14 protein-coding genes are annotated in these 15,395 nt (G+C 74.9%); 7 read left to right on the top strand and 7 right to left on the bottom strand.

Features of this window, described 5'->3' with window-relative positions:
- Positions 1 to 1,197 (bottom strand): MFS transporter, encoded by a 1,197-nt coding sequence (locus tag GKC29_RS02520; protein WP_155329283.1) that lies wholly within the window; start codon positions 1,195 to 1,197, stop codon positions 1 to 3.
- Between the two features lie 154 nt (positions 1,198 to 1,351).
- Between GKC29_RS02520 and GKC29_RS02515 the strand changes: the two genes are divergently transcribed.
- The gene (locus tag GKC29_RS02515; protein WP_155329282.1) at positions 1,352 to 2,134 is read left to right on the top strand and encodes an IclR family transcriptional regulator; all 783 of its coding nucleotides are present in this window, start codon (positions 1,352 to 1,354) and stop codon (positions 2,132 to 2,134) included.
- Between the two features lie 119 nt (positions 2,135 to 2,253).
- Here the strand turns inward: GKC29_RS02515 and GKC29_RS02510 are convergent, their stop codons facing one another.
- On the bottom strand, positions 2,254 to 4,383 hold the full coding sequence (locus GKC29_RS02510; protein WP_155329281.1) for a PhoX family phosphatase: 2,130 nt from the start codon (positions 4,381 to 4,383) through the stop codon (positions 2,254 to 2,256).
- Positions 4,384 to 4,633: 250 nt separating this feature from the next.
- Between GKC29_RS02510 and GKC29_RS02505 the strand changes: the two genes are divergently transcribed.
- Positions 4,634 to 5,128, top strand: a complete 495-nt coding sequence (locus tag GKC29_RS02505) for a sigma-70 family RNA polymerase sigma factor (RefSeq protein WP_230689141.1) — start codon at positions 4,634 to 4,636, stop codon at positions 5,126 to 5,128.
- Entirely contained in the window at positions 5,125 to 5,808 is a 684-nt protein-coding gene (locus GKC29_RS02500; RefSeq protein ID WP_155329279.1) for an anti-sigma factor, read from the top strand. Before GKC29_RS02505 ends, GKC29_RS02500 begins: the two co-directional genes overlap by 4 nt.
- A gap of 11 nt (positions 5,809 to 5,819) precedes the next feature.
- Here the strand turns inward: GKC29_RS02500 and rarD are convergent, their stop codons facing one another.
- From rarD to eccE, 4 genes are all read right to left on the bottom strand, one after another.
- Positions 5,820 to 6,815: an EamA family transporter RarD gene (gene rarD / locus GKC29_RS02495; protein WP_155329278.1), complete on the bottom strand. Its 996-nt coding sequence runs from the start codon at positions 6,813 to 6,815 to the stop codon at positions 5,820 to 5,822.
- A complete protein-coding gene (locus tag GKC29_RS02490) occupies positions 6,812 to 7,303 on the bottom strand; it encodes a GNAT family N-acetyltransferase (RefSeq protein ID WP_155329277.1) in 492 nt (163 codons plus the stop codon). Before GKC29_RS02490 ends, rarD begins: the two co-directional genes overlap by 4 nt.
- 73 nt (positions 7,304 to 7,376) lie before the next feature.
- A complete protein-coding gene (locus tag GKC29_RS02485) occupies positions 7,377 to 7,763 on the bottom strand; it encodes a phage holin family protein (protein WP_155329276.1) in 387 nt (128 codons plus the stop codon).
- Between the two features lie 82 nt (positions 7,764 to 7,845).
- Positions 7,846 to 9,750, bottom strand: coding sequence for a type VII secretion protein EccE (eccE, locus tag GKC29_RS02480; protein ID WP_370463301.1), 1,905 nt, complete (start codon positions 9,748 to 9,750; stop codon positions 7,846 to 7,848).
- A 258-nt stretch (positions 9,751 to 10,008) separates the two neighbouring features.
- On the opposite strand from eccE, the gene GKC29_RS02475 reads away from it, so the two are divergent.
- Entirely contained in the window at positions 10,009 to 10,329 is a 321-nt protein-coding gene (locus GKC29_RS02475) for a WXG100 family type VII secretion target (protein WP_155333948.1), read from the top strand.
- A gap of 27 nt (positions 10,330 to 10,356) precedes the next feature.
- Entirely contained in the window at positions 10,357 to 10,650 is a 294-nt protein-coding gene (locus GKC29_RS02470) for a WXG100 family type VII secretion target (RefSeq protein WP_155329275.1), read from the top strand.
- Between the two features lie 131 nt (positions 10,651 to 10,781).
- On the opposite strand, the gene mycP is transcribed toward GKC29_RS02470, so the two are convergent.
- The gene (mycP, locus tag GKC29_RS02465) at positions 10,782 to 12,059 is read right to left on the bottom strand and encodes a type VII secretion-associated serine protease mycosin (protein WP_155329274.1); all 1,278 of its coding nucleotides are present in this window, start codon (positions 12,057 to 12,059) and stop codon (positions 10,782 to 10,784) included.
- A 152-nt stretch (positions 12,060 to 12,211) separates the two neighbouring features.
- Here mycP and GKC29_RS02460 point away from each other — a divergent pair, with 152 nt between their 5' ends.
- Both GKC29_RS02460 and GKC29_RS02455 read left to right on the top strand, forming a co-directional pair.
- The gene (locus tag GKC29_RS02460; RefSeq protein WP_155329273.1) at positions 12,212 to 15,013 is read left to right on the top strand and encodes an SseB family protein; all 2,802 of its coding nucleotides are present in this window, start codon (positions 12,212 to 12,214) and stop codon (positions 15,011 to 15,013) included.
- Entirely contained in the window at positions 15,010 to 15,375 is a 366-nt protein-coding gene (locus tag GKC29_RS02455; RefSeq protein WP_155329272.1) for a hypothetical protein, read from the top strand. Before GKC29_RS02460 ends, GKC29_RS02455 begins: the two co-directional genes overlap by 4 nt.
- Positions 15,376 to 15,395: the final 20 nt, after the last annotated feature.

Genomic DNA, 15,395 nt, shown 5'->3' with positions numbered 1-15,395 from the left:
TCATGATCGACGGTGTTCGGCCGGTGGGGTGGACAGGAGGCGGCTGCCGGTCAGCATCAGGGCGGCGGCCAGCAGCATCGAGACGGCCGCCGTGGTCCACATCGCCGAGTAGCCCGCGTGGGCTGCGAGGGGGCCGAGGGACAGGGGGCCGAGGCAGCCGCCCGCGTACACGCCGGTCTGGGTGATCGAGGTGGCGGAGGCCGGAGCCTGCGAATGGAGCCGGACCACGGCGAAGTTCATCAGCCCGGGCCACGCCCAGCCCAGACCGAAGCCGAGCACCACGCCGACCACCAGCGGGACCGGTCCGGTCATCGCGAGCAGACCGAGCCCGCCGGCCCCCACCACCAGCATCGCGGCGATGACCGCCAGGTGACCGCTCGCCCGGCGATCGGCGAGCCAGCCGGCGCCGACCCGGGCGGCGACGCAGACGGCGCTGCCGAGGGTCAGTGTCAGGCCGGCCAGCGCGGGAGCCAGGCCCCGGGTGGCGGCGGAGTCCACCACGAAGGTGCCGAGGGCGTTCGCCGAGGCGGCGGCGAGGGTCGCGGCCACCCCGACGACGACCAGGGCCCCGGTGGCGCGCCCACTCCGGGCCCGGGTGGTCGTCCGGATCGGGCGCGGCTCCCGCGCGGACACGGCCGGCAACACGGCCAGGGCGGCACCGGCGGCCACCACGAACGCCCAGCGCCACCCGACGGTCAGCGCCACGGTCGGCACCGCCACCCCGGCCAGCAGCGTGGAGACCGGGATGGCGGCCTGCTTCACCCCGAAGGACAGCCCCTGACACCGGACCGGGACGTGCCGGGCCAGTGCGGCGTTGCTGGCGAGCTGACCCAGGGCGTTGGCCGTGCCGGCCAGCGCGAGCAGGCCGACCAGCACCGGGTACGACCGGGCGAGCCCGGCCACGGCCAGCATGGCGCCCGCCGACACCAGGATGCCGGCCCGGGCCACGACGGCCGGGCCGTACCGCTCGGCGAGCGTGCCGGAGGGCACCGACGCCAGCGCGCCGACGCCGAAGTAGACCGCCACGACCACCCCGAGGCCGGCCGGGGAGAAGCCCAGCTCGTCGCCCATCTGCACGGCGAGCCCGCCGACCAGGAAGACCGGCAGGACGCAGGCGATGGTGACGGCGATGGCGCCGGCGGCGGCCCGTACGGGCCGGGTCGGGGCGTCGGGGGACTGGAGCGCGCTGTCGACCATGATCTGAACAACCTACGCGAGACGTTCTCGACCCACGCTTCGTGGCCGGACGGGTACGGCGGGTGGGTGACGATCTGGCATCCTCCACCCGATCAGGCATTTCGCGCCGGGCACGTATTTCATATGGTGTAAGTCCCCGGCTGCGGAGGTGGTTGTGCGCGACCCCTTGGCGGAACCCTCGGACCTGATCCGGAGCGTGTCCCGTGCGCTGCGAGTGCTCGAGTCGGTCGGCCGTGCCCCGAAGGGGCTGACCGTCAAGCAGATCGCGCGTCGGTGCGAGCTGACCGTGGCGACCACCTACCACCTGGTCCGGACCCTGGCGTACGAGGGCTACGTGATCCGCCGCGAGGACGGCACGTACATCGTGGGCCTGGAGGTGGCCGACCGCTACCGCGAGCTGGTCACGGCGTTCCGGGGGCCGCAGGCGGTCGGGGAGTGCCTCCGCCGCGCCGCCGCCGACACCGGCTACAGCCACTACCTCGGCAAGTTCGTCGGCGGGCAGGTGGCGATCACGGCGGTCGCCGAGGGCGCGCGCTCGCCGTACCTGGAGGACCTCGTCCCCGGCTTCGACGAGGGGGCGCACGCCACCGCGCTGGGGAAGGCGCTGCTCGCGACACTCACCGCCGAGCAGCGGTTCCGCTACCTCCGCGAGTACGGCATGCGTCCGTTCACCTCCGCCACGCTGACCACCGTGGAGGCGTTCGAGGCCGACCTGGCGGCGGGGGAGCGGCGGGGCATGCAGATGGAGCTGGGGCAGTACCGGCAGGGCGTGGCCTGCGCGGCGGTGCTGGTGACCCCCGACAAGGACATGGAGCGCCGGGTGGTGCTCGCCTGCGCGCTGCCGGCCAGCGAGATGATGACGTCCGCCCGGGTGGTCCGCGCGAAGCTGCTCACCACCGCCCGCACCATCGCGGACAGTCTCGCCGCCGAAAGTTGACGGGCGGCCCGGTTCCCCGGCCGCGGGCGGGTGACGTCCGGACGCGAACGGGCCCTCTCCCCGGATGGGAGAGGGCCCGTCCCGGCGGTCCAGCGTCGAACCGCCTTCGAGGGGAGCTGTCAGCTGCCGATCGGGCCGCCGTCCAGGCGCCACGTGACCACGACGCCCGGCTTGGCGTAGTCGCCGTCCGGCCAGTTGGAGGCGGGGTTCTCGACGGAGGCGCCGGAGATCTCACCGGGGTGCTGCACGGCCACGAAGACCGACCGGTTGTCGCCGGTGATGAACGGGCCGCAGGCCTCGGCGCCGAGCGGCACGGTGAGGAACTGCTTGAGGTGACCGCGCTCCGGGCCCTCGATGGCGGTCGCGAAGAGGCCGTCGTTGCTGCCCAGCGCGTTGCCGTCGGTGGAGATCCAGAGGTTGCCGGTGGCGTCGAAGGCGACGTTGTCCGGGCACGAGATCGGCGACACCTTCGTCTTGTCGTACCCGGCGAAGTAGGTCGACGGGTCGGTCGGGTCACCCGCCACGATCGGGACCGACCAGGCGAAGGTCTCGGCCGCGTTGTCGTTGCGGTCCTCGACCAGTTCCAGCACGTGACCGTGCTTGTTGGCGGTACGCGGGTTCGCCTCGTCCGCCGTCGGGTTGCCGCCGACACCACGGTTGGTGTTGTTGGTCAGCGCCACGTACACCTTGCCGGTGAGCAGGCTCGGCTCGACGTCCTCCGGCCGGTCCATCTTGGTCGCGCCGACCTTGTCACCGGCGATCCGGGTGAAGGTGAGCACGTCCGCCGCGGTCATCCCCTCGACGTACGACCGGTTGCCGCTGACCAGCTTGATCCACGTGCCGCGGCCGTTGAACGCGCCGTCGGCGGGGAGCTTGCCCGAGCCGTCGATCTCGGCCGCGCTGGTGTAGTCCAGCTTGGCGACGTAGAGGGTGCCGGACTCCAGCAGGGTCAGGTTGTGGTTCCGGGCGACCCAGGAGTTGCCCTTCATGAACTTCTTGTCCGACACGAACTTGTAGAGGTAGTCGAACCGCTCGTCGTCACCCATGTACGCCACGACGTGGCCGCTCCTGGCGACGATGACGTTCGCGCCCTCGTGCTTGAACCGGCCGAGCGCGGTGTGCTTGCGCGGGCGGCTCTCCGGGTCGTACGGGTCGATCTCGACGATCCAGCCGAACCGGTGCGCCTCGTTCGGGTGCCTGGCCAGGTCGAAGCGCTCGTCCGCACGCTCCCACTTGCGGTTGCCGCTCGGGTAGCGGCTGGTGGTGCTGATGCCGTAGCGGGCCAGCTTCGGCTTCAGCTCCTCCGGGGCACCGTCGCCGCCGACGAAGTACTGGTTGAAGTTCTCCTCGCCGGAGAGGACCGTGCCCCACGGGGTCACGCCGCCGGCGCAGTTGTTCAGCGTGCCGATGACCGTGCGGCCCTTGGGGTCGGCGGCGGTCTTCAGCCAGGCCGAGCCGGCGGCCGGGCCGGTCAGCTCGAACTTGGTGGTGTTGGCGGTGACCCGCCGGTTGTACTGCCGCCGGCCGGACTTCACCGGGCGCCACTCGCCGCTGCCGCCGACCCGCTCCAGCTCCACGACGGACATGCCGTGCGCGGCCATGGCGACCTTCAGCTGCTCCACGGACAGCGCGTCCAGGCTGGTGAAGCCGGGGAACATCAGGTCCTCGTTGGTGTACTCGTGGTTCACCACGAGCAGGGCCCGGTTCCGGCTCAGCGGCAGCACGCCGACGAAGTCGTTGTTGTAGCCGAACTGCTTCGCCTGCGCGGCGGCGGTCTGGCGGTGCAGGTCGAACTCGGGCGCCCCCGGGACCACCTCGTCACCCCAGCGGATGATGACGGTGTGGTCGTAGCCGTTGGGGACGATGAAGCTGTCCAGCTTGTTCGGCGGGACCGGCTTGAAGGTCAGGGCGCCGCTGCCGATACCGCCGCTGGGGCGGCCGAAGCCGGCGGCGTCCGGCGCCGCCGGGGCGGCGGGGGCGGCGGGGGCGGCCGAGGCGGCGCCGGCGCCGGCCAGCGCACCGGCCGCCGCGCCGCCGAAGCCGAGAACCAGCGCGCCGACCGCGCCGGCACGGACCACGCCACGGCGGGAGACCTCGGCGTCCACCAGGTCCCCGAAGTACGCGTTGTCGGAGGTGTTCGGCACCGGGTGGTCGCAGGCGTTGCCGCACCGGTAGAGACAGGTCATGGCGTCGCGGCTGCCGTGGCGGGTGGAGCCCAGCAGCGGGAGCAGCCGAGGACGGTCGCTCATGTGGAGGAGCCTCCTGAGTGGGATGGCGCACGACGGAGTCGGTCGAAGACGTGCGTACCCGCCGGACGCTAGGAGGGGCCGGTGGCCGCTCGTCAGCCTCGATATGAACCAGGTATGAACAACTCGCCCGGGGCAACGGTGATGACCTGCGGCTGAACCGATCGCGACGGCCGCACGTATGTCCGTGCGAAAGGCCTGCCGGACTCGCGCCGAGAGCGAGGAGACCGCCATCAGCGACCACGACGCCCACCTGCTCCGCGCCCTGCACGACGAGCACGCGGAGGCGCTGTACGCGCACGCCCTGCGCCTGGTCAACGGGGACCGGCAGCGGGCCGAGGACCTGGTGCAGGAGACCCTGCTGCGCGCCTGGCGGCACCCGGAGTCGCTCGACCCGCGCCGCGGCTCGGTCCGTGGCTGGCTCTTCACGACCGCCCGCAACCTGGCGATCGACGCCTGGCGCCGCCGGTCCACGAGAGTCGGGGAGGTCTACACCGACGAACTGCCCGAGCCGCCGGAGACGGTCGACGAGGCGGAGCGCGCGGTGGAGGCGTGGACCGTCGCCGAGGCCCTGAACCGACTCAGCCCCACCCATCGTGAAGTCCTGGTGGAGTGCTTCTACCAGGGCCGGTCGGTGGCGGAGGCCGCCGCGCGGCTCGGGGTGCCGCCGGGCACCGTCAAGTCCCGGACGCACTACGCCCTGCGCTCACTACGGTTGGTCCTTGCCGAGATGGGGGTGACCGGATGACCCGGTGCGAGTTCGCGCACGACGACGGCGCGTACGTGCTGGGTGCGCTGGCGCCGGCCGAGCGGACGGCGTACGAGCGGCACCTCGCCGGCTGCGCCGAGTGCCGCCAGGCGGTCGCGGAGATCGCCGTGCTCCCCGGCCTGCTCGGGCGGCTCGACCCGGCCGGCCTGGAGCAGTTCCTGCCGCCGCCGGAGGATTCCCGGCTGCCCGACCTGCTCTCCGCCGCGCGGGACCGCCGGCGCCGGGAACGGCTGGCCACCCGTCGCCGGTACGCCCTCACCACGCTCGCCGCCGCGGCGCTGGCGCTGGTCGTCGGCCTCGGCACAGCCGCCGTGCTACCCGGTACGGACCCGCGCGGAAGAGCGGACATGGTCGCCATGCAGCCGGTCGCCGGCACGGTGCCGGTGCACGCCGAGATCGGGCTGACCGGCACCGAGTGGGGCACCGAGGTGACGATGCGGTGCGGGTACGACTCCTCCGTCGGCTACCGCAAGGCGTCCGCTTTCCGGCTGGTCGCGCGCAGCGCCGACGGCACCAGCGAGCAGATCGGCTCGTGGCTCGCCGGCCCGGGCGACGACCTGCGGATCAGCGCCGCCACCCGGTTCACCGACGCGGAACTGGTCCGGCTGGAACTGGTCCGCGCCGACGGCACCCCGGTCTTGGCCTACGACGTCCGCTAGTCCCCCCGCCGTTACCCGCGATCGGGCAGCTTCCGCCCGGACAAAGGCGGTGAACCGGGCGAAGCGGCGACCGAAACCGCGATATCGCGGGGGGCGGGTGCCGGCCCAGCACGACGGTTGCGGACGCGGCGCTGGCGGTGGGCCGAGCGGACGGCGTCCGTCGTGAAGATGGCCAGGGCCAGCCACACCAGGGCGAAGCCGGCCAGGCGGGCCGGCGGCATCGGCTCGTGGAAGACGAGGACACCGCAGGCGAGCTGGAGGATCGGGGCGAGGTACTGGATCATCCCCAGGCTGGTGAGCGGCAGCCGGTTGGCCGCGCCGGCGAACATCAGCAGCGGGATCGCGGTGGCCGCGCCGGCCGCGACCAGCAGCGCGGTGTGCCCGGCCGACACCGCACCGAAGGCGGCCCCGCCGACGCCGCCCAACCACAGCAGGTACCCCAGCGCGGGCAGGGCCAGCACCGCCGACTCGACGAAGAGCCCCTCGGCGGCGGGCAGCCCGAGCCGCTTCTTGACCAGGCCGTACCCGGCGAAGCTGAACGCCAGGACCAGGGCGAGGTACGGCAGCCGGCCGTAGTCGACGGTCAGCACCGCCACCGCCGCACCGCCCACGCCCAGCGCCACCCACTGCGCGGGGCGTAGCCGCTCGCGCAGCACGAACACCCCGAGCAGCACGACCACGAGCGGGTTGATGAAGTAACCGAGGGCGGTCTCCACCACCCGGTCGGAGTTCACCCCGTGGATGTAGGTGCCCCAGTTGAGGGCGATCAGCGCGGCGGCCGCTCCGATCCCGGCGAGGGCGCGGGGCCGGCGGAGCAGCGCACGCAGGAAGCCGACGTTGCGCAGCGCGGCCAGCACCAGCGCGACGAAGACCACCGACCAGACGATCCGGTGGGCCAGGATCTCCAGCGGGCCGGCCGGCTGGAGCAGCTTCAGGTAGAGCGGGAAGAAGCCCCAGAGCAGGTACGCGCCGATGCCGTACAGGTAGCCGAGCCGACGAGGCGTCACGCCTCCACCGTAAGGGGCGTATCCGGCTGCTGCTCCTTGCTGGTGACCGGGTTCACCCGCTGGTCCAGCTGCATCCACCGCTCCGGCTGCTCCAGCGGGGCGAAGCCGACCTTCGCGTACACGCCGTGGGCGTCGTTGGTGCCCAGCAGGATCCGGCGTACGCCGATCTCGGCGAGGTGGTCGCGGACCGCGGCGGCCAGCCAGGTGCCCAGCCCGCGCCCGCGTTCGGAGCGGTCGACGTACACGTCGCAGAGCCAGGCGAAGGTGGCGTGGTCGGTCACCGCCCGCGCCACCGCCACCTGGTGGCCGTCGCCCGGCCGGTACACCCCGAAGCCGATCGAGCCGGCGAAGGCGCGCGCCACCGTCGCCCGGTCCCGCCCGACGGCCCAGTACGCGTCGGTGCTGAGCCAGCGGTGCACCCGGTTGAGGTCGAGGCGCTCGGGGTCGGTGCTGATCAGGTAGCCGTCGTCACGGGTAAGGATGAACACCGCTCCGACGCTAGTCGCCGGCTCCGGTGGCCTCAGCAGCCAATTCCCGCGATCTGGACCCGCGCCGCCGCCGTCAGTCGCGGTCGAGGATGGCGCCGAGGATCCAGGTGACCACGCTGACGAAGAGCGCACCGAGCACGGCGGCCGGCCAGAAGCCGTCCACATCGAACGGCAGCCCGGCCTGGCCGGCGATCCAGCTGGTCAGCAGGAACAGCAGCCCGTTGACGACCAGCGCGATCAGTCCGAGGGTCAGCAGGTAGAAGCCGCAGCCCACGGTCTTGATGATCGGCTGTAGCACCGCGTTGACGACACCGAAGATCACGGCCACGAGAACCAGCGTCGTGACCGTCTCGGTGGCCGAGTTCGAGTCCAGCGTGATCCCGGGGATCAGCAACGTGGCCAGCCAGAAGGCCAGTGCCGTGACGGCCAGCCGGATCAGGAGCCCTTTCAGGAAACCCATGGCGGAAGATGCTGCCACGGACCGATCATCGGCGAAACCCTTCCGGCGCATGATCCGCCCGCTGCTGCCGGCCGGATGTCGGTCACCGGCGCGTCGGGCGGCCCACCAGTTGCGCCTCGATCGGGGACGGAATGAGCCGGGCCCACCGCAGGGCCCGTCGGTTGACCACCGCCACCATGTCCTCCCGGATCCGGGTGAGCCATCCGGCGGAGGCGCCGAGCCCCAGCGCGCCCCCGGCGAGCGCCGCCTCGGCGGGATCGAGCGGCTGGAGGAGCGCCAGGTCGGCGCGGCCCAGCGTCACGACGTCGGCCGCCGTCAGTTCGTCGCGGAGGAGCAGGGTGGCCTGCCACGGTTGCCCGGGCTCGGGATCGGGCGGGACCGGGCCGGCGTCGACGACCAGCAGCAGCGGGCGCAGGGGGGACCCCGGCTCGCCGCCGGGCGGACGGCCGGGTGGCAGCAGCGGGATCGTGCCGCCCGGCGCACCGACGCCCCGGACGAACGGCTCCCACGCGCGGGGGCGGGCGGTCTGCACCACGACCCGGGCGCCGAGTGCCATCGCGCGCAGAGCGATCAACTGGCCGGCGCGGAGCCCCCCGACGAGCACGACCCGGGTGCTCTCCGGACGGAACAGCCGGACGGTCAGGGCCGCTCCGTGCCGGTTCGCGCCGAGCATCAGGCCCGCGTCGCCGACGGTCAGTTCCACGGCGGCCGGCCCGGACGGGCCGGTACCGGGCAGGGCCAGCGGCACGGTCGCGGCCAGCCCGGCCAACTGCTCCCCGTCGAGCCGCCGCACCGCACCGCCCGGCCCGGTCACCGCGCGGTGCAGCGCCCGCTCCGCCGCCGCAAGCTCGGCCGGTGACCCGGCCGCGAGGCGTACGGCGAGCTCGGACGGGGCGGCCTCCGGGGCCCCGGCCCACGGCCCGGTGCTGAGGGAGACCGTGATCGCGGTGGCGGGCAGGGCGAGCAGCCGCACCACCAGGCCCCGGGCGGCCTCGGTGCGCGGGTCCGGCCACCGGTCGAGTTGGAAGGTCGCCTGCCACAGGTCGCCGGACCGGAGCGCGGGCCAGGTCTCCCGCGCCGGCCCGGCGTCGTGGTGAGCCAGCTCGGCCAGGACCCGCAGCGCGGCGTGCTCGCCCAGCGGCCGGGCGGCCACCGGGGCGAGCCGGCGGAGAATCCGGCGCACCGTGCCGTGCAGGGCCCGGCGCAGCTCGTCCGGGGCCACGCCGTCGACGCGGAGCACCCGGACGGCGAGCACCGCCCGCTCGCGGCCGGGCAGCCGGCCCTCGGTGAGTTGCCGGTACGAAGTGGCGACCGTGCCGCCGCCGAGCGCGACGGCGGGCGCCGGCACCCCGGCCAGCAGGAGCTGGATCCGCACCGGCGGGCCACCGGGTGGGGCGGCGGAGAGCAGGGCGGCCGGGGACGGCAGCGCCCGTGACCCGTCGCCGATCAGCTCCGCGGGGTCGACGATCTCCAGCAGGGCGACCATGCCGGTGGCGTCGTCCAGCGCGGCGGCCGGCGCGCCGGCCAGCTCGGCCGGCCGCAGCGCGGTGCCCGGGTCGACCAGCTCCAGCAGGGCGGCCGGCTCGGCCTCAGCCGGCAGGGCGCGCCGGCGGAGGGCGTACGCCAGGGCCGTCCCCAGCCACTCGAAGAGCCAGCGGCCGCGCAGGCGTGCCCCGGCCAGCACCACGAGCAGTGCGGCGAACGCCACGCCCGCCAGTGCCGTCGCCGCGCCCCGCCCGAGGGCGACGACCACGACCGCCACCGCGACCTGCCCGGCGACCACCTGGCCGGCCCGGACGTGCCGGGCCGACCGGCGCGGGCGGAGGCTCCACTGTGGCGGCAGGACGCTGCGGGCGCCAACGGTCGGGGCGGGGGCGCCAACGGTCGGGGCGGGGGCGGGCCGGTCGGCGCGGCCCGGCTCGCGTGGGGCGGGTGGCGTGTGCCCGGGTGGCGACGAGGGCAGGCTCGCCGTGGTGGTCACCGGCACCGCACCTCCTCATCGATCACGCGCTGCGACGCGACTGCCGCCCATCGTAAGCGTCCCGGCGTCGTGGCGGGAGCCGGCGGTTGTCCACAGGGGACGGGAACGGGGTAGCAGAACCGCGATCGTACGGCTACCGTCAGCGACGAGTTATCGCTGACCCGCGCCCGCCGTGCTCGACGTCCCGGGCGGCGCGAGCGGCGCGCTCCCCGAGCGGGCGTGTCGACGGCCAGCCACGACGCAGGAGACGAGGTGACGTCCGGAGTGTCCGAGACCCAGGCGGAAGCCGCGGTGATGCAGCAGACCGCCGCGAAGTTCGAGCAGGTCGACCAGTCGTTGCAGTCGATGCTGAGCAGCCTGATGGCCGAGCTGGAGGTGTTGCAGCAGGCCTGGCGCGGCGCCGGTGGGCGCTCGTTCGAGCAGGTCAAGCAGCAGTGGGCGCAGGACCAGGCGGCGCTGCAGCGGGCTCTGCGGGAGACCGCCACGGCCATCCGCACCGCCGGCCAGCAGTACGACGTGTCGGACACCGACGCCGCGAGCCGGGTGTCCACGACCAACCGCGGCGGCATCCAACTGCCGCTGTAGACCCGGAACCGGGGGAGGAGACAAACGATGGAGCACGGTGTGCTGGTCGTCAACTTCGCGGCGCTGCAACAGGCTGGCGCGGACATCCAGAAGGCGCTGAGCACGCTCGACGCGCAGCTCGGTCAGCTCGAGCGGGACGCCGCCCCGCTGGTCGCGAGTTGGTCGGGCGAGGCCCGCGCGGCGTACGAGCAGCGGCAGGCCCGCTGGCGGTCCGCCTCGCAGGACCTCCAGGTGATGTTGCGCGACATCAAGGTCGCGGTGGACGACTCCGCCGCCGACTACCTCGACACGGAGAAGCGGAACGCCAACCTGTTCCAGTGACACCCGCGGGACGGACGCCGGCCGACCGGGTGGGCGCCTCGTCCCGCACGCCCGCCCCGCGCGCGACCGGTCACCGTCCCCGGGCGGTCGATCGCTCCCGCGCGGTCACCGCCGGACCCGGCCTTCCCCTCTCAGGCCGGGTCCGGCGGACGCCACCGGCGGCGGGCGCCCCGGGGCAGCACGAGGGCCAGCAGCACTGCCGCGGTGACCGTCCCACCGCCGATCGCGGCCACCAGCAGCGCCCGGTCCCGGGACGCCGCCCGCCTCGCCTGCTGGGCCAGTAGCGCCGGGTCGGCCCGCTCGTCGAGCAGGGCGGCGGCCGGCCGGGTGCGGGCCGGACCGCCGCCGCTCTCGGTCAGCGCCCGGTACGGGTTCAGCACACCCGCGCCGTACCCCGCCCCGGGAGCCGGATCGGTGGTGGCCAGAATCCGCTCCGCCACCTCGGTCGCGTCCAGGTCCGGCCGGTACTGCCGGAGCAGGGCGGCGGTGGCGGCCACGAAGGGCACGGCGTAGCTGGTGCCCTCCGCCCGGTGGTGTCCCTGCCCGGGGGCGGCGGTCACCACGTCGCTCCCCGGCGCGACCAGGTCGACGTACGGGCCGACCTGGGAGAACGAGGAGCGCACCCCGTCCACGCCGATCGCCCCCACCCCGAGCACACCGGCGTACGCGGCCGGGTAGGGCCGGGGATCACCGCTCTCGTGCAGGTTGCCGGCAGCGGCCACGACGACGACGTCGCGCGCGAGCGCGTGGGCGACCGCGTCCCGCACGGCGGGATTGTCCACGTACAGCACCACGGAGAGGTTGAGCACCTCGGCGCCGTTGTCGACCGCCCATCGGATCGCCCGGGCGAAGTCGCGGGCGCTGACCGTACGCCCCGATTCCCGGCCGTCGACCACCTGCTGCTCGCTGACCCGGACGGGCAGGATCCGAGCCTGGGGGGCGAGGCCGTGGAAGGCCACCCCGTCCTGGCGTGCGGCGACGATGACGCTCGCGACTCCGGTGCCGTGGCCGGCGCAGTCCCGGGTGCCGTCGCCGCCGGGGTCGAGCAGGTCGGTACCGGCGCGGACCCGCCCGGCGAGTTGCGGGTGCCGGGAGTCCACGCCGGAGTCGACCACTCCCACCGTCACGCCCGCGCCGGTGGCGAGCGGAGCCAGCCGCTCCGGGGCGTACCGCTGCTGCGGCCACGGCACCGTCGTGATGGGCCGTGCGGGCGCGAGAGGCGCCGCGCACGCCGGAGCGGCCCGACCGGCGAGGCCGGGACCGGCCGGTGCGCGGCGGCCGGCACCTTCCGGCTCGGTCGCCGCGACACCGGGAGGGGATGCCGCGGGGGGCGGCGCGGCGACGGCAACCAGGGTCGCCGCCGTCACCGCCAGAGCGGCGAGCAGCGGCCGCGCGGAACTCCGGGACATCGACCGCCTCCGTATCGTGTCGACTCCGGAACGCGATGTTATCTCCGGGTGCCGTTGCCGGCCGCCCCGGCGCGGTCAGCCGTTGTGATCTTGCTACTACCTTGTAGGTTGTACGCGATACCTGTGACCTGTTGCCGGGAGGAGGGGTGGCCGTGACCGAATGGGAGCCGGCCACCGAGGCCGAAGCCGCCCTTCGCGACGCGCTGCGCGCCAACGACCAGCCGCTCTACTTCCGCATCCTGTCGCGGACGGACCTGTTCCTCCCGGTCTCCGCGCAGGCGCTCGCCGGCCAGGCGCCGATGAACTGGGGCACCTGGACCACCGGCGGTCGCACCCACGTGCTGGCCTTCACCTCCGCCGCCGCGATGCGGGCCTGCCTCGGCGAGCACGCCGGCGCGAGCCGGCGCAGCACGTACGACGAGCTGGCCAGCCAGTGGCCGAATCATGACTGGTGGCTCGCGGTCAACCCGGGCCTGCCCATCGAGAGTTATCTGCCCGCCTGGTACGTCGCGCAGCTCTCCCGCGGTGACGTCCGGCTGCCCGGGCGCACGATCGGGGCGCGGGCGCGCCTGGAGCGGGCCGAGACGCTCGCCCGCGTCCGGGCGACGGAGAGCGGTCCGGGCAGCGGGGAGGGCCAGCCGACCACCGGTCCGCAGGGCCGCGAGCCCAGCGCCGGTCACGCACCCGAGGGCACGGTCCCGCTGCGACCGGCTCCCGCGCCCGTCCCGCCCCCGGGCACGCCGTTGCGGAGCCCGGCCGAGCTGCGTGCCGCCGCCCTGCGGCGACCCCTGGCCGACGCCGGCCGGGTGCCCGCGCCCGGGGACACGGACGCCCGGTGGCCGGCGCCGCCCGGGGGCGACCGTCCCGGCCGGCGTCCCGCCGAGGCACCCACGAACGGCCGCCCGGGCGGCGAGCCGGAGCGGCCGAACCGTCGATCGTTCTTCGAACCCGCTTCCGGCCGCGCCGGCCGGGACGAGCGGGCCGTCCCGCCGCCCCGATTCGCCCGCGGCTCCCAACCGTTCCCGCGCCGCCGGCCGCCCACCGACCCGGCGTCCGGGAGCCCCGCCCAGGCGTTCGCCGTCGGCGACGCGACCCGTACCGACCGGGATTCCCCGCCGGCCTTCGGGCCTCCCGCCGGGGAGACGTCCCGGACGCCGCAGCCACGGGCGGCCGAAGCGGAGAGCCGGACGGCCCGCTTCCCGGTGCCCGATCCGGCGACCCTCCAGGCGTACGCACGCCGCACGACGGACGACGAGGCCACGCAGGCGCTCCCGCGGCGTCACCCCACGCCGCCGCCCCCGGACCCGGAACCGGCGTCGATCGCGGAACCGGTCTCCGGGCCGCCGGCGCCCCGCCGGGGCTTCACGCCGATCGTCATCGAGGGCACGATCATCGAGTCGCGGGACCTCACCGACCCGGTCGCCGCCGCCGGGCTCCGCGACGACCCCGCCCCGGGTGCCGGAGCCGGTGCCACCGGTCTGCTCGCCGGGAGCCGGGGTGCCGGGGCCGGGGGCACCGGGCTGGCCGACGAGCGGGCCGCTGGCGGGCCGGCGCCGGCCGCCGACCCGCTCCCGCAGCGTCCCGCCGTCGCGGAGACCGCCCGGACGGCGGGCGGGTGGCAGCCCACCGGTCCGGAGGCCGGCCACCCGCAGCCCGGGCCGGCTCTGCGTCCAATGGATGGCCAGGAGGAGGTCACCGCTCCGATCCCGGCCCCGCGGTCCCAGCTGCCCGAGCCGGCCGCTGCGGCACCGGACGTGACCGTCCCGGCTGCGGAAGACCCGGCTCGCGCCGTCGCGGCGGGCACGATCACCACGGATCCGTCCGCCGCAGTGGGCACACCCGCCCCGGATCCCGTCGGCGTACCGGGTACCGCCGGCCCGGACATCACCGGCGCGTCGGCCGCCGGTCCGGCGGACATCACCGGCGCGTCGGCCGCGACTCCGGCGGACGCCGCCTCCCCACCGGCGGTCCCCGTCCCGGCGGACTTCGATCCGGCGAACGAGGTCGAGGAGGACCTGCTCGACGCGACCGGCGCGGGGAGCACCGACACCTTCCTGTCGACGCTCCTGCTCGCCCGCGTGCTGCTGCCGGTGGCGCCCGACTCGGCACCCGGCAGCCGGCCCGGCGAGCCGGGATTCGTCTGGCGTACGGAGGAGTTGGACGGCGAGACGTTCGTCGTCGTGTACACCTCCCCGGAGCGGCTCGCCGACCACACGGACGCCGCCGTCGAGACGGTCCGGGTGCGGTTCGTGCAGCTCATCCACCGTTGGCCGGACGAGTCGTGGTCCTTCGTCGTCAACCCCGGCAGCCCCATCGGCGCCAAGCTGCCCGGTGAGCAGATCATCGGGCTCGCCAACTGGGCGGCCGAGGTGGGCCTCGGTGCCGACACCGGCGCCGAGCCGGAGGCGTCACCGGCCGCGGAGGACCCCGCCGACCGGCCGCGCTACGAGCCGCCCGCCCCGGACCCGACCCGGCCGATCGTCATGCAGAAGGCCGTGGCGCCGAGCCAGCTCGCGTACTACCTGGAGCGGGGCTACGACCGGGTCTCCGGCTTCGTGCACCGGGCGGGCGAACTGGCCCACCTGACCACCCCGGCGCAGCTGTTCGACGCGCTCGGCCTCGGCTATCCCGCCACGCCGTTCGACCGGGCCGCCGAGGAGATCTACGTGCTGCGCTGGCCCGCGTACCGGCCGAGCCTCTACCGCATTCCCTACGGCGGCCAGAACGAGACCGCCATGCGGGCCATGGAGGGCTGGGTCATCGAGCGGTCCCCGTTCCGGGGCAACGGTTTCGCGCCGGGGGAGAGCAGCGACGTCGTGGCGGAGTTCAAGGTGGACAGCGCCCGGCTGCCGCACGGCGCGCAGCTGTGGCGGATCGGCGCGGACGGCAGCGAGCGCGTGGTGGCCACGCTGGACGCCGACGCGCTGCTGTGGCGGGAGGTGGACGAGGCGTGACCCGCGACGGGTACGTGGCCCGCTGGCAGGGCCGTGAGTACCAGGCCAGCCCGGACGGCGACGACGTCCGGCTCTACCAGCCCGGCCCGGGAGAGGGCTTCACCGAGGTGCGCCCCGGCCGGTACGTGCGGGTGGTGCCGGCGGCCGAGGTCGACGACCTGGTGTACGTCCGCACGACCTGCACCTGGCAGGGGGAGCCGTTCATCGTGCTCGGCGAGCACGACGGCTGGTTGCGGGTGGAGTACACGGGTGGGCGGTGGCCGGTCGCGCAGGCGATGGGCCTCGAGGTCTTCGACTTCGGCGTCTACCAGGGCTGGGCGCCCGCCGTCGAGGTCACCGACCTGCACGAGCAGCGGGTCTAGGCCGCGTCCGCGGTCCCGGC

The organism is Micromonospora sp. WMMC415, assembly GCF_009707425.1.
Classification (GTDB): Bacteria; Actinomycetota; Actinomycetes; order Mycobacteriales; family Micromonosporaceae; genus Micromonospora.
This window is presented reverse-complemented; position numbering and strand designations above follow the sequence as displayed.